Here is an 18,554-nt window from a genome sequence, read left to right as displayed (position 1 = left end):
CATGGCCACGCTGCACACTCAGCTCAACCCGCGTTCGCCGGAGTTCATCGCCAACCGCGAGGCGATGCTCGGGCACGTCGAGGCCCTGCGCGCCCTGTTCGCGCAAATCCGCCAGGGCGGCGGCCTCAAGGCCCAGGAGCGGCACACCTCTCGGGGCAAGTTGCTCCCCCGTGAACGCATCAACCGGCTGCTGGATCCGGGCTCGCCGTTTTTGGAAATCAGCCCATTGGCGGCCCACGAAGTCTATGGCGAAGACGTGCCGGCGGCCGGCGTGATTGCCGGCATCGGCCGCGTGGAAGGCGTCGAATGCATGATTGTCGCCAACGACGCCACGGTCAAAGGTGGCTCCTACTATCCACTGACGGTGAAAAAACACCTGCGCGCCCAGACCATTGCCCAGCAGAATCGCCTGCCGTGCATTTACCTGGTGGATTCCGGCGGCGCCAACCTGCCGCGCCAGGATGAAGTGTTCCCGGACCGCGAGCACTTCGGCCGGATCTTCTTCAACCAGGCCAACATGAGTGCCCAGGGCATCCCGCAGATCGCCGTGGTCATGGGTTCCTGCACCGCTGGCGGTGCCTATGTGCCGGCCATGGCGGACGAGGCGATCATGGTCCGCCAGCAGGCGACAATTTTCCTCGCCGGCCCACCGTTGGTGAAAGCCGCCACCGGCGAGGTGGTCAGTGCCGAAGACCTGGGCGGTGCCGATGTGCACTGCAAGATCTCCGGCGTGGCGGATCACTATGCCGACAGCGACGAACATGCCCTGGCGCTGGCCCGACGCAGCGTGGCCAACCTCAACTGGCGCAAACTCGGTGAGCTGCAGCAACGCCAGCCCATCGCCCCGCTGTATTCGTGTGACGAGCTGTACGGTGTGGTGTCGGCCGATGCCAAGCAGCCGTTCGATGTGCGGGAGGTGATCGCGCGCCTGGTGGACGGTTCGGTGTTCGATGAGTTCAAGGCGCTGTTCGGCACGACCCTGGTGTGTGGTTTCGCTCATTTGCATGGCTACCCGGTCGCGATCCTGGCCAACAATGGCATTCTCTTCGCCGAGGCCGCGCAGAAAGGCGCGCATTTCATCGAGCTGGCCTGCCAACGCGGTATCCCGCTGCTGTTCCTGCAGAACATCACCGGCTTCATGGTCGGCCAGAAATACGAAGCCGGCGGCATCGCCAAGCACGGCGCCAAACTGGTCACCGCCGTGGCTTGCGCGCGAGTGCCGAAATTCACGGTCATCATCGGCGGCAGCTTTGGCGCGGGCAACTACGGCATGTGCGGTCGCGCCTATGACCCGCGATTCCTGTGGATGTGGCCAAACGCGCGGATTGGCGTGATGGGTGCGGAGCAGGCGGCCGGCGTGCTCGTGCAGGTCAAGCGTGAACAGGTCGAACGCAGCGGCCATCCCTTCAGCGCCGAGCAGGAAGCCGAGATCAAGCAACCGATCCTCGATCAGTACGAAGAACAGGGGCACCCCTACTATTCCAGCGCACGGCTGTGGGACGACGGCGTCATCGACCCGGCCCAGACCCGCGATGTACTGGGCCTGGCCTTGTCCGCGTCACTGAACGCGCCTATCGAACCGAGCCGCTTCGGCGTGTTCCGGATGTAAACGAGGAATGCCCATGGATAATTTCAATACCCTCGAACTGCACAGCGACCCACGGGGCGTTGCCACCCTGTGGCTCAGCCGCGAGTCGAAAAACAACGCGTTCAACGCCGAAATGATCCGCGAACTGATCCTCGCCCTGGACCACGTCAGCAGCGATCCCAACCTGCGCTTCCTGCTGATCCGCGGTCGCGGCAAGCATTTCAGCGCCGGTGCCGACCTGGCCTGGATGCAGCAATCGGCCGAGCTCGACTACCACACCAACCTCGATGACGCCCGGGAACTGGCAGAGCTGATGTACAACCTCGCCAAACTGAAAATTCCTACGCTGGCCGTCGTCCAGGGTGCGGCGTTCGGTGGCGCGCTGGGGCTGATCAGTGCTTGCGACATGGCCATTGGCGCCGATGAAGCACAGTTCTGCCTGTCGGAAGTGCGCATTGGCCTGGCACCGGCGGTGATCAGCCCGTTCGTGGTGCAAGCCATCGGCGAACGGGCGGCGCGTCGTTATGCCCTGACGGCTGAACGCTTCGACGGGCAACGTGCGAAAGAGATCGGTTTACTGTCGGAAAGTTACCCAGCCGAGACCCTGGACCAGCGGGTCGAACAGTGGATCGACAACCTGTTGCTCAACAGTCCGGCCGCCATGCGCGCCAGCAAGGAACTGCTGCGTGAAGTCGGCAACGGCGCCATTACCCCGGCGCTGCGGCGCTACACCGAAAACGCCATCGCCCGCATCCGCGTCAGCCCGGAGGGCCAGGAAGGCCTGCGCGCCTTCCTGCAAAAACGTGCGCCGAACTGGCAAGCCGAGTCGAATAATAACAAGGAGCCGCGTCGATGAGCGCCCCTGCCCTCACCACATTGCTGGTGGCCAACCGTGGCGAAATCGCCTGCCGCGTCATGCGCACCGCCAAGGCCATGGGCCTGACCACCGTTGCCGTACACAGCGCCACCGACCGTGATGCCCGCCATAGCCGTGAAGCCGACATTCGCGTCGACCTGGGCGGCAGCAAGGCCGCCGACAGTTACCTGCAAATCGACAAACTGATCGCCGCGGCGAAAGCCAGCGGCGCCCAAGCCATCCACCCCGGTTATGGCTTTCTGTCCGAGAACGCCGGATTCGCCCGGGCGATTGAAAATGCCGGGCTGATCTTCCTCGGTCCGCCGGCTTCGGCCATCGACGCCATGGGCAGCAAATCGGCGGCCAAGACGCTGATGGAAACCGCCGGCGTGCCCCTGGTGCCCGGTTATCACGGCGAAGCCCAGGACCTGGAGACCTTTCGCGACGCCGCCGCGCGCATCGGCTACCCGGTATTGCTCAAGGCCACTGCCGGCGGTGGCGGCAAGGGCATGAAAGTCGTCGAGGACGTCAGCCAACTGGCCGAAGCCCTGGCCTCGGCCCAGCGCGAAGCACAGTCCTCGTTCGGCGATTCGCGGATGCTGGTGGAAAAATACCTGCTCAAACCCCGCCATGTGGAGATCCAGGTCTTTGCCGATCAACACGGCAACTGCCTGTACCTCAACGAGCGCGATTGCTCGATCCAACGCCGCCACCAGAAAGTCGTGGAGGAAGCCCCCGCCCCCGGCCTGACCCCGCAACTGCGCCGGGCGATGGGGGAAGCCGCCGTGCGCGCGGCCCAGGCGATCGGTTATGTCGGGGCCGGTACGGTGGAGTTCCTGCTGGATGCCCGGGGCGAATTTTTCTTCATGGAAATGAACACTCGGTTGCAGGTCGAGCATCCAGTCACCGAGGCGATCACCGGGCTCGACCTGGTGGCTTGGCAGATCCGCGTCGCTCAAGGCGAGCCATTGCCCATCACTCAAGCGCAAGTGCCGTTGCTCGGTCACGCCATCGAAGTGCGGCTGTATGCCGAAGACCCGGTCAACGATTTCCTGCCGGCCACCGGACGCCTGGCGTTGTATCGCGAGTCGGCCGAGGGGCCGGGTCGGCGGGTCGACAGCGGGGTCGAAGAAGGCGATGAAATCTCGCCGTTCTACGACCCGATGCTCGGCAAGCTGATTGCCTGGGGTGAAGACCGCGAGCAGGCGCGCCTGCGGCTGTTGAGCATGCTCGATGAATTTGCCATTGGCGGGCTGAAAACCAATATCGGTTTTCTGCGCCGAATCGTCGCCCATCCCGCCTTCGCGGCGGCAGAGCTGGACACCGGATTTATCCCACGTTACCAGACGCAATTACTGCCAGAGCCCGGTGAATTGGATGACGCGTTCTGGTTCGCCGCCGCCCAAGGGGTCGCCTTGAGCCTGGCACCGCACGTACGCGGCGATGACACCAGTTCACCGTGGGCCAGCACCACCGGGATGCGCCTGGGGTTGCCGAGGGAAACCACCTTGCACCTGAGCTGTGAAGGTCAGGATCGTGCGCTGACGCTGGACGTCACAGCCCATTGCGCGGAACTCAAGGGTGAACGACTGACGATCGAGCATCACGGTGTGCGCCGCAGCCATCGGGCCATTCGCCAGGTCGACAGCCTGTATCTGCAGTGGGAAGGTGACTTCCATCGGATCGACCTGTACGACCCGCTGGCCGCCGCCGAAGCCAGCCACAGCCATCAAGGCGGCCTGGCCGCGCCCATGAACGGCAGCATCGTGCGGGTCTTGGTGAGTGTCGGCCAGACAGTGGAAGCCGGGGCTCAACTGGTGGTACTGGAGGCCATGAAAATGGAGCACAGCATTCGTGCGCCCAAGGCCGGTGTGATCAAGGCGCTGTATTGCCAGGAAGGCGACATGGTCAGCGAGGGCAGTGCCCTGGTGGCGTTCGAAGAATAGGAATCGGCCCGCTCCCAGGGCCGATCCAGTCAGAACCTGATGGTGGCCTGCACCACCACACCGATGATGCGGCATTGCTCGGTGTACAGGTTTTTCGGGTAAGTCGGATTGAGCGGAACCAGGTAACGCTGCCCGCTCTCTTCGATCAATTTGCGAAAGGTCGCGTCACTGCTGCCGGGCAGGCAGGCGACCACCAGTTTGCCGGGCACCGCTTCGATGGCCGGATCCACCAGGATCGACATGCCCTCGGGAATGCTCAACCCATTGGGTGCGGTCATCGCATCGCCCACCACCACCAGCCAGAATGCATCGCCCCGGGCGTGGTAGTCCGTCAGTTCGTAGCGCGCCTGGCTGTAGGCGCCGGGATCGCCTTCGCGAACCTCGCCAACCTCGTGCCACTCACTGACCGGGTAACGGAAGTACGGGTTGTACTTCTGCGCCAGGGCCATGCCTTCTTCGGTGGAGGTGTCCGGCTCGCGGATCACCATGGCCACTTCCAGAAACTCCAGCCCCAGCTCCCGCAGGACCCGGTTCATGTCGTCGACACTGGGCTGCCGGCGCTTGGTCAGCCAATGGCCGACGCCGCCCTGGGACATTCCCAACCGCTCTGCGAGCACCACTTGCGTGATGCGCAGCTCCTTCATCTTGGCCTTGACCAACTCTATCCATTTATCCATGTGCGGCACGATACGTGGGTGGCTCCGACCCGCAAAACACAAATTGTAGTATTTAAATTATCGTCACAATTACGATAAGTACTATTCTGGATTCAGGTCTTCAGCCCCTCACACGGAGATTTTCATCACCATGGACACACCCAATACAGACCAGCCCAGCAGCCCTTTCGACGGCACGTTCTCTTCATTGCAGGATTGCCCCGCGGCCAAACGCGCCCTCGATTACTACTTGAAACCAAGTGTTTCGCCAGCCCAGGCAGAACATCGCTTTTTCGAGGTCAGCCACAGCGTCAGCGCGGAAGAAGCCCTTGTCCATGCGTGCGACCTGCTGCGCTGTGCAGCGGCGACCGCCCATGAGTCGGCCAACCAGTTAAATGGTTCGAGCCGTGACCTGGCATTTTCGGTGGTGCACATGATCGATCTGGTCAAGGTAATGCTTGACCGATCCCTGGATGGCTACCCTACTCGCTAGCGGTAACCCTTGGGAATGTCGTCGCGAACGCAGAGGACGAGAAATTTTTTCCAATCGATGCGATAAAACCATTTGACTTGCAAATGATAATGATTATTATTGCATCAGCTGGTCGCGAGATCAGTCGATAGGCCAGAAGACCTTAGGTCGGACTTCTGGAATATCTCCTCATCAGGCTAATCACGGTTTTTGACCCGGCTTTTTGCCGGGTCTTTTTTTGCCGATTTTTCGGCTTATGTCTTCAGGCTAATGAAGTCTTTCGGGATGCTGCCAATTCGGTGGCGGCGATGATAGCAAATGAATATCCGTTTACAAGCGTCCCCCCGCCACACGGGCGAAAACTATCGACGACCAGCACTTGAGAATCAATTGCAGACTCTCTAAGCTGACTCGGCGTCCAGGGAGGACGCCCCCTCGTTTACGTGACGTAAATCGTCCCGGCTTCCCCTTTCTTGCGTGTAAAGTAACGGCCATGAAAATCCTTTCCAGGAATCGTGACCGTGGCTAAATCTTCCTTTGATATCAGCGCCAATTTCGACAGCGGCAACATCGAAGTCGTCGACATCAGCAACCCGTTGCAGTCGTTGCTCAAGATCAGGCCCGATACCCGCAGCGCCCATTTCCAGTGGTTCCACTTCAAGGCCAGCGGCTTGCACGTCGGCCAGGAGCATTCCTTCCGCCTGCTCAACGCCAGTCAATCGTCTTACAACAAGGCCTGGACGGGCTACCAGACCGTCGCCTCCTACGATCACGTCAATTGGTTCCGCATTCCGACCCAGTTTGAAGGCGACGCCCTGCGCTTTCATCTGGAAGCCGAACAACCCCACGCCTGGTTCGCCTACTTCGAACCCTACAGCCGTGGCCGTCATGACTGGCTGATCGAACAAGCGCAGCACAAGGCCGGCACCGAGCTATTGGCCGTTGGCAAAAGCGTGGAAGGCCGTGACATTCAATTGCTGCGCAAGGGCAGCGGTGCCGAAGGCCGGCGCAAAATCTGGATCATCGCCCAACAGCACCCCGGCGAGCACATGGCCGAGTGGTTCATGGAAGGCGTGATCGAACGCCTCCAGCAGCATGACGATGGGCAACTGAACCGGTTACTCGCCAAGGCCGACCTGTACCTGGTGCCGAACATGAACCCGGACGGCGCGTTCCACGGTCATCTGCGGACCAACGCCATGGGCCAGGACCTCAACCGCGCCTGGCAGAACGCCAGTCCGGAAATCAGCCCCGAAGTCTTTTTCGTACAGCAGCAAATGGAAAAGTACGGCGTCGATCTGTTCCTCGACGCTCACGGCGATGAGAAGATTCCCCATGTCTTCACCGCCGGTTGCGAAGGCAACCCGGGCTACACGCCGCGCATCGCCGAACTCGAAGAGCGCTTTCGCAGCCATCTCAAGCACCAGACCAAAGACTTCCAGACCGCTCACGGCTACACCCGCGACGAACCGGGCCAGGCCAACATGACCCTGGCCTGCAACGCGGTCGGGCAGAAATATGACTGCCTGTCCCTGACCCTGGAAATGCCATTCAAGGACCATGACGACCACCCGAACCCGATCACCGGCTGGTCCGGCAAACGCTCGATGCAACTGGGCAAGGATGTGTTGAGCACCATCGAAGCCATGGTTGACGAATTGCGCTGATCCAACGACCTGATCAACCCTATCCAAAGTGAACACGCTGGGTGGGAGCAAGCTTTGCTCCCACCCTCATCTAAGTCCCCTGAATCCCTGTGGGAGCGAGCTCGCTCGCGATAGCGGCGGGTCAGCTTGCAGAGATGTTGGCTGTGCTGCCGTCATCGCGAGCAAGCTCGCTCCCACAGTATTTTGAGTCGTTCACCAACTTCAGCCCTTGCCGCGCAACATACTGTCCAACACCTCATCCCGGCGCACCCACGCGTGAAACAGCGCCGCCGCCAGATGCACCAGCACCGTCAGGAACAACAAGTAAGCCAGGTACCCATGGGCTTTGCGCAGCAGTGCGAATGTCTGGGCGTGGGCGGGCAGGATCGAGGGCAGTTGCAGCCAGTTACCGAGCATCACCGGATCCCCCGCCGCCGAAATCATGCCCCAGCCCAACAGCGGCAGGACCAGCATCAAGGCGTACAACAGCACGTGGGAGGCGTTTGCCGCCAGCACCTGCCAGCCCGGCAGATCGGCCGGCAACGGCGGTTGGCGGGTCGTAAAACGCACCACCAGGCGCACGATCACCAACAGCAAAATCGCGATGCCCAATGGTTTGTGCAACTGCAGCAGCCATTCATGGCGTGCGGACACCGAAGCGACCATGCCGGCGCCGATAAACAGCATGGCGATGATCATCAATGCCATCAGCCAGTGCAGCAGCCGAGCCAGCGGTGCGAAGTGACGAGGGGCGCTCATGGGCGGGACTCCTGGGTGGCGGGCAATTGGCTCACTTCGCTGGTACGGCGCAGATAGGAACTGGCATAAGCAGCGGAACGCGCGACCAACAGCGGATCGTCAGACCCTTCGATCCCTTGGGGCAGGATCAGCGGGTCATAGTTGATGTCGCGGCATTCGCCGTTGTCCTGCGCCTGGGTGCGCTCCAGCACCAGCGTGCCGGCGTTGAGTACCTTGCGGTCAGCGGGCCAGGCCTTGCTGGCGTCGTTCACCGGGTCCCCCGGGTTGGCCAAGGTGATGTTCAGTTGCCAGCGCAACGGCCCGGCGGCGAGACGCTTCGCCAAGTCTTGCTCGAGAAAGTCGGCGCCCTGGGGTGGCGTCGCATCGGTAGCGTCCTGGCTCAGCGGTACCACGCCCCAGCGCACGGCCTGGCGCTGCCCGGCGGGGTTGACCAGATAGAAGGCGTTGATGCCGTTGTAGGTTTCGGTGGCATAGCTGGCCGACGGTTTGGCGGTCTTGATCCATTGCAGGAACGGCACGGCTTCGGGATGCGCGGCAAAGAACGCCGGTACGGCCGCGGGATTCGGTTTCCCTGTGGCAGGGTCCGGCGACTGGGCTTGCTGGAGTTGGTAGAAGGCTTCGGGGGTGCCCACCGGAAACACGGGCATGCTGTTCATGCCGGTGCGCCATTGCTGGCCGTTGGCCTGGGTAAAACGCAGCGCCAGGCTGCGAATCGGCACACTGCCGTCCGGTGCATAAGGGTTGCCGCTGGGCAAGGCGAAACGCCCAACCACGGGCGTTTGCGGCAGCGAGAACACCTGGGCGCTGGAATAGGCACTGGCCTCGCCCGAGCTTTGGAAATAACCCGCGACGCAGACTCCTTTCGAGTGGTTGCGTCGAAAGCCCGGGTGAACGCCGTTGTTTTTTTCCAAGACATTGACCAGCGCTTCCGGTGTCAGGCGCTGTGGGTCAAGGCTGCCATTGACGTAGGCAAACAGCCCGGCCAGCGCCGCAACAATCACGGCAATGCCGCTCAGGCGCAGTGTCAGGGCGGCGCCACTCAAGGGCGGCCGGCTCGCCGAGGGTGAAGGATCAACCATGAGAAAGCTCCAGGGCTCGAGGCCATTTGTTGGAAAGGACACGTCAGACGAAAGCCCGGCAGGTTTATTCCCACGCCTCGTATTTATTTTTCCTGCACTGGAATAATCTCGTTCGCGGATCGTCTTTCCAGTCCCGGCGCAGTGACTGCCTACAGAAACCACCTTCCATGAATGCACTCGACGAACAGTTGCGCGAACTCATCCCCAGGCTACGGCGCTTTGCCGTGTCGCTGACGCGCAACCCGAGCAACGCCGACGACTTGGTGCAAATGTGCCTGGAACGGGCGTTGTCCAAATGGCACGACAAGCGCCCGGACGGCGATCTGCGGGCCTGGCTGTTTTCGATCCTGTATCGGCAGTTTCTCGACGGCCATCGCCGCTCCCGTCGGTACGCGCGGATGCTGGAGTTTTTCACCGGCCGCGATGATGCCCACCCTTCGGCCGAACGCAGCGTGATCGCCCAGTCGTCTTTGCAGGCCTTCGATCAGCTCACCACGGAACAGCGTGCGCTGTTGTTGTGGGTGTCGGTGGAAGGCTTGAGTTACCAGCAAGTCGCCGACATCCTCGGCGTGCCGACCGGCACGGTGATGTCCCGCCTGTCCCGCGCCCGCCAGGCCCTGCGCCAACTCAGCGATGGCGAAATCACCCGCCCCACCCTGCGGATACTCAAATGATCAGCATGCCCCCCAGCGACAGCGACCTGCACGCCTACGTCGATCGCCAACTGAGCGAGGCCGACCGGCGTCTGGTCGAGACCTACCTGGCCAACCAGCCCGACGTCGCCGCCCGCGTCCGGGCCTGGCAACAGGATGCGCAGCACCTGCGCACGGCCCTGAGCGGAACCTTGCAACAACCGCCCAACCCGGACCTCGACCCGGCCATGATTCGCCAGCGTCTGAAACACCGCGCCCATCGCCACCTGGCCAGCGCGGCGGTGTTGTTGCTGGCGGTCAGCGTGGGTGGCTTCGGTGGCTGGCAGGCGCGGCAAATGACCCTGCTCGGCACCGCAGCGCCCATGGCCGATGCCCTCCAGGCGTACCGGTTGATTGCCCAGCAGGGCATCCTTCCAGCCGATTACCAGACCGGCGACGAGCAGCACATGCAAGATTGGCTCGACCGCTACTTCACCCAGGCCGACCGGCTGCCCGACCTGTCCAGCGCCGGCTTCAAACCGGTCAGCGGGCGTTTGCTCAGCACCGAGCAAGGCGCGGCGGCGATGGTGGTCTATCAGGACCCCAGCGGTCAGAAAATCAGTTTCTACGTGCGCCCGCCCGGCCCGAAAAACTTCCTGCTGCCCCGGGGCAGTCGCCGCGACGGCGAGTTGCAAGCCGAGTACTGGTCCGGGCCGGGCTACAACTACGCGATGGTCATACCGAGTGACACGCCGACGGTGCAAAGACTCAAGCAGACATTGGACTTCTGATCCGCGCAGATCCCTGTGGGAGCGAGCTTGCTCGCGATAGCGGTGTGTCAGTCAACATCATTGCTAACTGAACGACCGCCATCGCGAGCAAGCTCGCTCCCACAAGGGGATCAGTGGTGGTCTTGAGGCAGTGTTCACCCCTGCCCAAACACCTGCGAAGGCCTGCGCAGCAACGGGTCGAACGGGTTGATCCGCGGCCCGATCAGAGCCGCCTCGCGCTTGAGCATGTCCACCACCGTCGGCAGCCGATCGGGCCCCAACCGGTCGCTCACGGTTGCCACGCTCAAGGCGGCCACGGCCCGGCCATCACGGTCCAGGATCGGCACGGCTACCCCGGCCATGCCTTGCAATACGCCGGTGTTGCGCCCGGCGTAGCCCAGCGCGCGCACGTTCTCCACCTCCGAACGCAGGAAGACTTCGTCGTACAGATGGAAATCCTTAAGCCGTGGCAGGTTGTATTGAATCACCGTGTCGCGCTCCTCTTGCGGCAGGAACGCCAGGATCGCCAGGCTGCCCTGCCCCACGCCCAACGCCACGCGGCCTCCAATATCACCAGTGAACGTGCGGATCGGAAACGGCCCCTCGCTGCGGTCCAGGCAGATGGCATCGAAGCCGCTGCGGGCAAGCAAAAACAGCGAGTCCCCCAAGGACGCCGACAACCGCAGCATGGCCGGGCGTACCAGGTCGCGCAGGTTGCCGGTATTGCCGGCGCGGGCCGCCAGGGCGAAGAACTCCAGGCTCAGGCGATAGCGTTTGCTGCGGACATCCTGCTCGACCATGCCCTCGTCCATCAGGCTGCGCAGCAAGCGATGCGTGGTGGGCTGGGACAGGCCGATGCGCTGGGCCAATTGCGTCACTCGCTCACCGCCCTCGGCGGTGTCACCCAAGCTGCGCAACACGGCAAACAGCCTGGAGACCGCTCCGACCCCCACTTCGCTCTTGTCAGTATTCCGATTAATGGAATTAACCATGCAATTTCTCATTATTAAATTTACTCACTGAATGAAACTGAAAATAGTCTTCATCTCAGTGAAATAGTCCATTGAGCCCATCCTATTCTTCGTCCTACTCTTCGTCCAGACAGGGGCGATTCGAACAACAGCGGCAGCCGACTCAAAGTCGAGCGCCAACGCACCCCAGCAGCACCCTTTCGTATCTGCCCATAAAAAAGCGCGCCCTTGCGGCGACGCATAACAATCCCAGGTGGAGCGCAGCGATGGCTTTTGTGCAACTTGAAGGACTTGGCAAACGCTACGGCGACATCGACGCCGTGGTCGCCACCAACCTGTCGGTGGAAAAAGGCGAGTTTGTCTCGCTACTGGGGCCTTCCGGCTGCGGCAAGACCACGACCCTGCAAATGATTGCCGGCTTCGTCGAAGTCAGCAGCGGGCGCATCCTGCTGGACGGTCGCGACATTACCCACGCCAAGCCCGCCAGCCGTGGTCTGGGGGTGGTGTTCCAGAGCTACGCGCTGTTCCCCCACATGACCGTCAGGGACAACGTCGCCTTCGGTCTGCGCATGCGCAAAGTGGCCTACGCCGAACTGCAACAACGGGTGGACCGGGTGTTGAAACTGGTCCGCCTGGACCGCCACGCCGACCGCTACCCACGAGAACTCTCGGGCGGTCAGCGCCAACGCGTGGCACTGGCCCGGGCTTTGGTGATCGAACCGCCGGTGCTGTTGCTCGACGAGCCGCTGTCCAACCTCGACGCCAACTTGCGCGAAGAGATGCAATACGAAATTCGCCGCATCCAGCGCGAAGTCGGAATCACCACACTGATGGTGACCCACGACCAGTCCGAAGCCCTGTCGATCAGTGACCGGGTCGTGGTGATGCAGGCCGGGCGCATCACCCAGATCGACGCGCCGTACACCCTTTACGAGCACCCGCGCACCGAGTTCATTTCCAGCTTCGTCGGCAAAGCCAACCTGCTGCCCGGCATGCGGGACAGTGCGGGCGTCGTTCAAGCCTGCGGCCAGGCCGATGGCGAGCTGACCCTGAGCCTGCGCCCGGAAAAAATCGACCTGTGCGAAGCCGGTTCAGGGCGACTGCAAGGCACCCTCGTCAGCCGTTTCTTCCTGGGCAGCCAATGGCTGTACGGCGTGTCCACCGGCCTGGGTGAACTCTGCGTGGTGCGCCGCAACGACGGCTCGGCGCCCTTGGCCGAAGGCACGGCGGTGGGCCTGGACTGGGATCCGGCACTGCTGCGGGTGCTGAGCGTGGACGAGGTACCGGCATGAAGCTGATCGATGCGATGCGCCGTGGTCGGCAAGGCTACCTGATGTCCGCGCCGGCCCTGGCCTTGTACCTGGGCTTGCTGGTGATTCCCTTGGGCTTGACCGTGGTCCTGTCGTTCAACGTCTTCGACTACAGCTCGGGCATCGACGGCGACGCCTACACCCTCGCGCACTACACCAGCCTGCTGGGTGATCCGTACTTCTACGAGATCTTTTTGCGCACATTCTGGATCAGCGCCCTGACCACTGTTTTGTGCGTGCTGATCGGCGTGCCTGAGGCGTACATCCTCAGCCGCATGGGCGCGCCGTGGCGCTCGACTTTCCTGATCCTGATTCTCACGCCGCTGCTGATTTCGGTGGTGGTGCGGGCCTTCGGCTGGAGCCTGTTGCTCGGCGCCGACGGCCTGGTCAACCAGGCCCTGCAAGCCTTCGGCGGTGCGCCGGTGAAGCTGCTCTATACACCGTTCGCCGTGGTCATCGCCCTGGTCCACGTGATGTTGCCGTTCATGATCATTCCAGTCTGGACCTCGTTGCAGAAACTCGACCCGGCCGCCGAACAGGCCGCGCTGTCCCTGGGGGCGAGCCCGTTCACGGTGATCCGCAAAGTAGTGCTGCCGCAAATCATGCCCGGCGTGCTGTCCGGCACCCTCATTGTGTTCGGCCTCGCCGCCAGCTCCTTCGCGATTCCCGGCCTGCTCGGCGGACGGCGCTTGAAGATGGTCGCCACGTTGATCTACGACCAGTACCTGTCGGAGCTGAACTGGCCGATGGGCGCGGCCATCGCCGTCGCGCTGCTGCTGCTCAACCTGCTGATCATGCTGTCGTGGAACCGGATGATCGAAGGCCGCTACAAGAAGTCATTGGGATAATTCGTCATGTCCAGAAACGGTCCTTTCGCGCTGCTGTTCCACGCCTTGGTGGTGGTCTTCATGCTCGCGCCGCTGGTGGTGGTCTGCCTCGTCGCCTTCACCCCGGAAAATACCCTGAGCCTGCCGACCACCGAGTTTTCCCTGCGCTGGTTTCGCGCGGTGTTCGAGCGCGCGGATTTTGTCGACGCGTTCTACAACAGCCTGGTCCTGGCGTTCTGCGCGGCCTCCCTGGCGACGTTGATTGCGGTGCCGGCGGCCCTGGCGATCACCCGGCTCGAGTTCCCGGGCCGGGATTTCTTCAACGGCCTGTTCCTGTCGCCGATCATCATTCCGCACTTGGTGCTGGGGGTCGCCTTGCTACGTCTGTTTGCGCTGATGGGCGTGAACGGCAGTTTCGCCTGGTTGATCTTCGCCCATGTGCTGGTGATCACGCCGTATGTGCTGCGCCTGGTGCTGGCCTCGGCCATCGGCCTGGACCGCAGCGCCGAACAGGCCGCGCAATCGTTGGGGGCCGGGCGCTTCACGCTGTTCCGGCAAATCACCTTACCAATGATCCTGCCGGGGGTCGCCGGGGGCTGGCTGCTGGCGTTCATCAACAGTTTCGATGAGGTCACGCTGTCGATCTTCGTCACCTCGCCGGCCACGCAAACCTTGCCGGTGCGCATGTACGTGTACGCCACCGAATCCATCGATCCGATGATGGCGGCGGTGTCGGCGCTGGTCATCGGGCTCACCGCGCTGACCATGATTCTGCTCGACCGGGTCTATGGCCTGGATCGGGTCCTGGTAGGCAAACAATGAGGGTGTCATGGCACTGCTGAAACGACTGGCCGAAGGCGACCGCCCGGCCCTGGACTTCATCCTCGACGGCCAGCCCGTCACCGGGTTGCTGGGGGACACGCTGCTGACCGCCGTGCTGACCTGCGGCGAACACCTGCGCGGCAGTGACTTCAGCGCCGAGCCTCGGGCCGGCTTCTGCCTGATGGGCGCCTGCCAGGACTGCTGGGTGCGCCTGGGCGACGGCCGCCGCGTCCGCGCCTGCTCGACCCTGCTGGAAGCCGGGCAGCACATCAGCCGCGAACCGGGGCGCCAGGTATGAACATTGTCGACAGGCATGGCCTCATCGCGAGCAAGCTCGCTCCCACAGGGGATTTGTGGCGTGCACAAGATAAAGCATCACCCCAAATCAAATGTGGGAGCGGGCTTGCTCGCGAAAGCGGTCTATCTGCCGAAACCGTCGTTGGATGTGCCGCCGTCATCGCGAGCAAGCCCGCTCCCACAGGGGGACCGTGGCGTGCACAAAACCAGACGCCACAACCGATCTATTGTGGGAGCGAGCTTGCTCGCGATGACGGCTCCGACACCCCCACAAATCCCCCGGCCCTGCCCGTGAGGTGGCGATGAAACCGATCGCCATCATCGGCGCCGGCCCGGCCGGTATCCGCGCCGCGCAGACCCTGGTCGCCCATGGCCTGTACCCGGTCCTGCTGGACGAAGCCGCTCGCGGTGGCGGACAGATCTATCGGCGCCAACCGGCCAATTTCAAGCGCTCGCCTGGCAAGCTCTATGGCTTCGAAGCGCACAAGGCCAACGCCATCCACCAGACGCTCGACGCATTGCGCGAACAACTCGATTACCGCCCCGACACCTTGGTGTGGAACGCCGAGGCCGGCCTGCTCGATACCCTGCATGAAGGCCGCGCCGACCGCCTCGAGTACGCCAGCGTGATCGTCGCAACCGGCGCCACCGACCGGATCCTGCCCGTGCCGGGGTGGACCCTGCCCGGGGTCTACAGCCTGGGCGCGGCGCAGATTGCCCTGAAGTTCCAGGGCTGCGCCATCGGCGAACGGGTCGTGTTCGCGGGCAGCGGTCCCTTGTTGTATCTGGTGGCCTATCAATACGCCCGGGCCGGCGCCAATGTGGTCGCCGTGCTCGACAGTTCGCCCTTCAGCGCCCAAGTCCGCGCCCTGCCCGGCCTGCTGGTCCAACCAGCCACCCTCGCCAAAGGCCTGTACTACCGCGCCTGGCTGGCCACCCGCGGCATCGCCGTGCATCAAGGCGCAAGCCTGACGCGTCTCGACGGAGAACGGCGAGTGCAGTCGCTGCAATGGCGCAACGCAAGCGGCGAGCACACCCTCGATTGTGACGCAGTGGCCTTCGCCCATGGCTTGCGCAGCGAAACCCAACTGGCCGACCTGCTGGGTTGCGCGTTTACCTGGAACGCTCTCAACCGCGCCTGGCTGCCCCAACGAGACCACGCCGGGCGCAGCAGCGTGCCGGGGATTTACCTGGCCGGTGACGGTGCCGGGATCATGGGCGCCGACGCGGCGGAAATGGCCGGTGAACGGGCGGCCCTGGCCTTGCTCGAAGACCTCGGCTACTCGACCGACCCGCAGCGTTGCACGCAACTGGAAGAAGCCCTTGAGCGCATCGGCCGATTCCGGGAAGGCCTGGAGCGCGCCTTTGCCTTTCCTGAACACTGGGCCGCCGACGCTGCCGATCACCTGATGATCTGCCGCTGCGAAGAAGTCAGCGCTGGCGATATCCGCCGGGTGGTGGGCGAAGGCCATTGGGAGATCAACCGGGTCAAGGCCCATTGCCGGGTCGGCATGGGTCGCTGCCAGGGGCGGATGTGCGGCGCCGCTGCCGCGGAAATCATTGCCTGCGAAAGTGGCCGCGCCGTCGCCAGCCTCGGCCGCTTGCGGGCCCAGGCACCGATTAAGCCCGTGCCGTTCGGCCTGGAGGTCGAGCCATGATCGAAGTGGATGCAGTGATCATTGGTGGCGGTATCGTCGGCGCCTCGGCCGCGTTGTTCCTGAGCCAGGCCGGACGCCGGGTGGCGTTGCTGGAACGCGACTTCTGCGGCTCGCATTCCAGCGGCGTGAACTACGGCGGTGTGCGCCGCCAGGGCCGACCGCTGTCGCAACTGCCCCTGTCGCAACGGGCCCATGAAATCTGGCGCCAGTTGCCCCAGTTGATCGGCATCGACGGCGAGTACCGGCGCAGCGGTCATCTGAAGCTGGCCCGCAGCGCTGGAGACCTGCAAGCGCTGCACGACTACGCCGTCGCCAGCCAAGGCTTCGGCCTGGATCTGCAATTGCTCGATCGCACGGCCCTGCGCGCGCGTTTTCCGTGGGTCGGCGCCGTCGCGGTGGGGGCGTCTCTGTGCCCGGATGACGGCCATGCCAATCCGCGCCTGGTATCCCCCGCCTTCGCCCAGGCCGCTCGCCGGCAGGGTGCGCAAGTCCATGAACAATGCACCGTCAGCACCGTGGCGCACGATGGCCAACGCTTTGTCGTACACACCGCAACGGGCCTGACGTTCCACGCGCCCTGGCTGCTGAACTGCGCCGGAGCCTGGGCCAGCCAGTTCGCCGCGCAATTCGGCGAAGCGGTGCCGATGCACGCCGGGCATCCGGCGATGCTGGTCACCGAACCCTTGCCCCTGGTCATGGACGCCAGCACCGGCGTCGAGGGCGGCGGTATTTACGCCCGCCAGGTCTCGCGCGGCAATTGCGTGCTGGGAGGCGGCCAAGGTTTTGCCCTGGATGCCGCTCGCGCCCGGCCCGGCCAGAACGCCGTGCTGGCAATCCTGCGCCAGGCCGTCGAGCTCTACCCGTTTCTGGAAGGCGCCCAGGCGATTCGTACCTGGAGCGGCACCGAAGGTTACCTGCCCGATCGCCAACCGGTGATCGGCCACAGCAGCACCCAGCCCGGTCTATTGCACGCGTTCGGCTTTGCCGGCGCGGGCTTCCAGATCGGCCCGGCGGTGGGCCAGGCACTCACCGAGATCATCTGCAGCGGGGCTTCGACCACGCCGCTGGATGCGTTTTCCATCACCCGGTTTCACTCCATCTCCGTTGCTTGATAGAGGAAGGTCGCGCCAATGAATAACGTCAAACGCAGTGCACTGTTCGGTTTCTGTTCGCTGGGTTCCGCTTGCCTGGGCGCCCTGCTCCCGGTCACCCAGGCGTTGGCCGAGCCGACGCTTTACCTGGGCATGAACGGCGGCACCATGGAGCGGCTCTACGCCGACAAAGTCTTGCCGGCGTTCGAGAAAGCCAACAATGTCAAAGTGGTCATCGTGCCCGGTACCTCCGCCGACATCCTGGCGAAAGTCCAGGCCAGCAAAGGCAACCCGCAGATGCACGTGATGTTCCTCGATGACGGCATCATGTACCGCGCCATCGCCATGGGGCTGTGCGACAAGCTCGAGGACAGCCCGACCCTGGCGCAGATCCCGGCCAAGGGGCGTATCAAGGATCAGGCCGTGGCCGTCAGCCTCGGGGTGACGGGGCTGGCCTACAACACCCGGCTGTTCAAGGAAAAAGGCTGGAGTACGCCCACTTCATGGATGGACTTGGCCGATCCGCGCTTCAAGGACAAAGTGGTGTTCCAGTCGATGGCCTCGTCCACCTTCGGCCTGCACGGCTTTTTGATGTTCAACCGGATCCAGGGCGGCAGCGAAACCGACGTCGAGCCAGGTTTCAAGGCGTGGCCGAACACGGTGGGGCGCAACGTGCTGGAGTACATCCCGAGCTCGGCGAAGATATCCGAAATGCTACAGACCGACGAAGCCGCGCTGTTCCCGCTGACACCGACCCAGGTGACCGCGCTGAAACTCAAGGGCATGCCCGTCGAATATGCCCAGCCGAAGGAAGGCGCCGTGGTCCTCAACGTCGCCGAATGCACCATCGCGCAAAACACCCAGCCGGAACTGGCGCAAAAGCTCGCCGCTTTCCTGCTGACCCCGCAAGCCCAGGCCATTGCCCTGGAAGAAGGCGACCAGATCCCTTCCAACCCCAACACCCCGACCACCGACAAGACCCGTGGTCAGGTGGAGGCGATGAAGCAATACCTGGAAACAGCGATTGCCGTGGATTGGGACCAGGTCAACGAACAACGCCCGGCCTGGAACGCCCGTTGGAACCGCAGCATCGAGCGCTAGCCCGATTGACGGCGGCCAGCGGAGCAGCACTTTTGTGGAAAAACTGCTGTGGGAGCAAGGCTTGCCCGATGCA

At 63.3% G+C, this 18,554-nt stretch carries 18 protein-coding genes; 14 read left to right on the top strand and 4 right to left on the bottom strand.

Annotated features, from left to right (window positions below; genetic code table 11):
• Position 1 precedes the first annotated feature (1 nt).
• Genes BM321_RS09505 through BM321_RS09495 form a run of 3 tightly spaced genes read left to right on the top strand, consistent with a single transcriptional unit; the run spans position 2 to position 4,390 of the window.
• Positions 2–1,609, top strand: coding sequence for a carboxyl transferase domain-containing protein (locus tag BM321_RS09505; protein ID WP_092442312.1), 1,608 nt, complete (start codon positions 2–4; stop codon positions 1,607–1,609).
• A 13-nt stretch (positions 1,610–1,622) separates the two neighbouring features.
• Complete coding sequence (locus BM321_RS09500) at positions 1,623–2,444, top strand: gamma-carboxygeranoyl-CoA hydratase (protein ID WP_092442311.1); 822 nt, start codon at positions 1,623–1,625, stop codon at positions 2,442–2,444.
• Positions 2,441–4,390 (top strand): acetyl/propionyl/methylcrotonyl-CoA carboxylase subunit alpha, encoded by a 1,950-nt coding sequence (locus BM321_RS09495; RefSeq protein WP_092442310.1) that lies wholly within the window; start codon positions 2,441–2,443, stop codon positions 4,388–4,390. The genes BM321_RS09500 and BM321_RS09495 overlap by 4 nt, the downstream gene beginning before the upstream one ends.
• 29 nt (positions 4,391–4,419) lie before the next feature.
• Here BM321_RS09495 and BM321_RS09490 read toward each other — a convergent pair whose 3' ends face one another.
• Entirely contained in the window at positions 4,420–5,067 is a 648-nt protein-coding gene (locus BM321_RS09490; protein WP_092326818.1) for a LexA family protein, read from the bottom strand.
• 130 nt (positions 5,068–5,197) lie between these two features.
• On the opposite strand from BM321_RS09490, the gene BM321_RS09485 reads away from it, so the two are divergent.
• Both BM321_RS09485 and BM321_RS09480 read left to right on the top strand, forming a co-directional pair.
• On the top strand, positions 5,198–5,539 hold the full coding sequence (locus BM321_RS09485; protein WP_092326820.1) for a DUF6124 family protein: 342 nt from the start codon (positions 5,198–5,200) through the stop codon (positions 5,537–5,539).
• A 494-nt stretch (positions 5,540–6,033) separates the two neighbouring features.
• On the top strand, positions 6,034–7,185 hold the full coding sequence (locus tag BM321_RS09480) for a M14 family metallopeptidase (protein ID WP_092326822.1): 1,152 nt from the start codon (positions 6,034–6,036) through the stop codon (positions 7,183–7,185).
• Between the two features lie 201 nt (positions 7,186–7,386).
• Here the strand turns inward: BM321_RS09480 and BM321_RS09475 are convergent, their stop codons facing one another.
• Both BM321_RS09475 and BM321_RS09470 read right to left on the bottom strand, forming a co-directional pair.
• A complete protein-coding gene (locus tag BM321_RS09475) occupies positions 7,387–7,923 on the bottom strand; it encodes a cytochrome b (protein WP_092442309.1) in 537 nt (178 codons plus the stop codon).
• Positions 7,920–9,002, bottom strand: coding sequence for a catalase family peroxidase (locus BM321_RS09470; protein WP_092442308.1), 1,083 nt, complete (start codon positions 9,000–9,002; stop codon positions 7,920–7,922). The genes BM321_RS09475 and BM321_RS09470 overlap by 4 nt, the downstream gene beginning before the upstream one ends.
• 167 nt (positions 9,003–9,169) lie before the next feature.
• Between BM321_RS09470 and BM321_RS09465 the strand changes: the two genes are divergently transcribed.
• Both BM321_RS09465 and BM321_RS09460 read left to right on the top strand, forming a co-directional pair.
• Positions 9,170–9,676 (top strand): sigma-70 family RNA polymerase sigma factor, encoded by a 507-nt coding sequence (locus BM321_RS09465; RefSeq protein WP_092197171.1) that lies wholly within the window; start codon positions 9,170–9,172, stop codon positions 9,674–9,676.
• Positions 9,673–10,425, top strand: coding sequence for an anti-sigma factor family protein (locus BM321_RS09460; protein ID WP_092442307.1), 753 nt, complete (start codon positions 9,673–9,675; stop codon positions 10,423–10,425). Before BM321_RS09465 ends, BM321_RS09460 begins: the two co-directional genes overlap by 4 nt.
• Positions 10,426–10,559: 134 nt before the next feature.
• Here the strand turns inward: BM321_RS09460 and BM321_RS09455 are convergent, their stop codons facing one another.
• Positions 10,560–11,396: an IclR family transcriptional regulator gene (locus BM321_RS09455; protein ID WP_092442306.1), complete on the bottom strand. Its 837-nt coding sequence runs from the start codon at positions 11,394–11,396 to the stop codon at positions 10,560–10,562.
• Between the two features lie 245 nt (positions 11,397–11,641).
• On the opposite strand from BM321_RS09455, the gene BM321_RS09450 reads away from it, so the two are divergent.
• From BM321_RS09450 to BM321_RS09420, 7 genes are all read left to right on the top strand, one after another.
• Entirely contained in the window at positions 11,642–12,667 is a 1,026-nt protein-coding gene (locus tag BM321_RS09450) for an ABC transporter ATP-binding protein (RefSeq protein ID WP_092442305.1), read from the top strand.
• Positions 12,664–13,533, top strand: coding sequence for an ABC transporter permease (locus BM321_RS09445; RefSeq protein ID WP_092442304.1), 870 nt, complete (start codon positions 12,664–12,666; stop codon positions 13,531–13,533). The genes BM321_RS09450 and BM321_RS09445 overlap by 4 nt, the downstream gene beginning before the upstream one ends.
• A gap of 6 nt (positions 13,534–13,539) precedes the next feature.
• The gene (locus BM321_RS09440; protein WP_072405341.1) at positions 13,540–14,334 is read left to right on the top strand and encodes an ABC transporter permease; all 795 of its coding nucleotides are present in this window, start codon (positions 13,540–13,542) and stop codon (positions 14,332–14,334) included.
• Between the two features lie 7 nt (positions 14,335–14,341).
• Complete coding sequence (locus BM321_RS09435; RefSeq protein WP_092442303.1) at positions 14,342–14,632, top strand: (2Fe-2S)-binding protein; 291 nt, start codon at positions 14,342–14,344, stop codon at positions 14,630–14,632.
• Between the two features lie 301 nt (positions 14,633–14,933).
• A complete protein-coding gene (locus BM321_RS09430) occupies positions 14,934–16,289 on the top strand; it encodes an FAD/NAD(P)-dependent oxidoreductase (protein ID WP_092442302.1) in 1,356 nt (451 codons plus the stop codon).
• Positions 16,286–17,401: an NAD(P)/FAD-dependent oxidoreductase gene (locus tag BM321_RS09425; protein WP_092326835.1), complete on the top strand. Its 1,116-nt coding sequence runs from the start codon at positions 16,286–16,288 to the stop codon at positions 17,399–17,401. Before BM321_RS09430 ends, BM321_RS09425 begins: the two co-directional genes overlap by 4 nt.
• Before the next feature lie 18 nt (positions 17,402–17,419).
• Positions 17,420–18,481 carry an ABC transporter substrate-binding protein gene (locus tag BM321_RS09420; RefSeq protein ID WP_092442301.1) on the top strand — a complete coding sequence of 354 codons (1,062 nt, stop codon included), beginning with the start codon at positions 17,420–17,422 and terminating at the stop codon, positions 18,479–18,481.
• The last annotated feature ends 73 nt before the right edge of the window (positions 18,482–18,554 follow it).

The sequence above is a fragment of the Pseudomonas sp. NFIX10 genome (assembly GCF_900111955.1).
In the GTDB taxonomy this organism is placed as follows: Bacteria; Pseudomonadota; Gammaproteobacteria; order Pseudomonadales; family Pseudomonadaceae; genus Aquipseudomonas; species Aquipseudomonas fluorescens_AA.
Note: the sequence above shows the minus strand (reverse complement) of the source record. Positions and strands in the feature narration are given on the sequence as shown.

Excerpts from the sequence above, each read along its gene's own strand:
- BM321_RS09505 (WP_092442312.1), top strand. The coding sequence starts at position 2 with ATGGCCACGCTGCACACTCAGCTCAACCCGCGTTCGCCGGAGTTCATC.
- BM321_RS09500 (WP_092442311.1), top strand. The coding sequence starts at position 1,623 with ATGGATAATTTCAATACCCTCGAACTGCACAGCGACCCACGGGGCGTT.
- BM321_RS09495 (WP_092442310.1), top strand. The coding sequence starts at position 2,441 with ATGAGCGCCCCTGCCCTCACCACATTGCTGGTGGCCAACCGTGGCGAA.
- BM321_RS09490 (WP_092326818.1), bottom strand. The coding sequence starts at position 5,067 with ATGGATAAATGGATAGAGTTGGTCAAGGCCAAGATGAAGGAGCTGCGC.
- BM321_RS09485 (WP_092326820.1), top strand. The coding sequence starts at position 5,198 with ATGGACACACCCAATACAGACCAGCCCAGCAGCCCTTTCGACGGCACG.
- BM321_RS09475 (WP_092442309.1), bottom strand. The coding sequence starts at position 7,923 with ATGAGCGCCCCTCGTCACTTCGCACCGCTGGCTCGGCTGCTGCACTGG.
- BM321_RS09470 (WP_092442308.1), bottom strand. The coding sequence starts at position 9,002 with ATGGTTGATCCTTCACCCTCGGCGAGCCGGCCGCCCTTGAGTGGCGCC.
- BM321_RS09465 (WP_092197171.1), top strand. The coding sequence starts at position 9,170 with ATGAATGCACTCGACGAACAGTTGCGCGAACTCATCCCCAGGCTACGG.
- BM321_RS09460 (WP_092442307.1), top strand. The coding sequence starts at position 9,673 with ATGATCAGCATGCCCCCCAGCGACAGCGACCTGCACGCCTACGTCGAT.
- BM321_RS09455 (WP_092442306.1), bottom strand. The coding sequence starts at position 11,396 with ATGGTTAATTCCATTAATCGGAATACTGACAAGAGCGAAGTGGGGGTC.
- BM321_RS09450 (WP_092442305.1), top strand. The coding sequence starts at position 11,642 with ATGGCTTTTGTGCAACTTGAAGGACTTGGCAAACGCTACGGCGACATC.
- BM321_RS09445 (WP_092442304.1), top strand. The coding sequence starts at position 12,664 with ATGAAGCTGATCGATGCGATGCGCCGTGGTCGGCAAGGCTACCTGATG.
- BM321_RS09440 (WP_072405341.1), top strand. The coding sequence starts at position 13,540 with ATGTCCAGAAACGGTCCTTTCGCGCTGCTGTTCCACGCCTTGGTGGTG.
- BM321_RS09435 (WP_092442303.1), top strand. The coding sequence starts at position 14,342 with ATGGCACTGCTGAAACGACTGGCCGAAGGCGACCGCCCGGCCCTGGAC.
- BM321_RS09430 (WP_092442302.1), top strand. The coding sequence starts at position 14,934 with ATGAAACCGATCGCCATCATCGGCGCCGGCCCGGCCGGTATCCGCGCC.
- BM321_RS09425 (WP_092326835.1), top strand. The coding sequence starts at position 16,286 with ATGATCGAAGTGGATGCAGTGATCATTGGTGGCGGTATCGTCGGCGCC.
- BM321_RS09420 (WP_092442301.1), top strand. The coding sequence starts at position 17,420 with ATGAATAACGTCAAACGCAGTGCACTGTTCGGTTTCTGTTCGCTGGGT.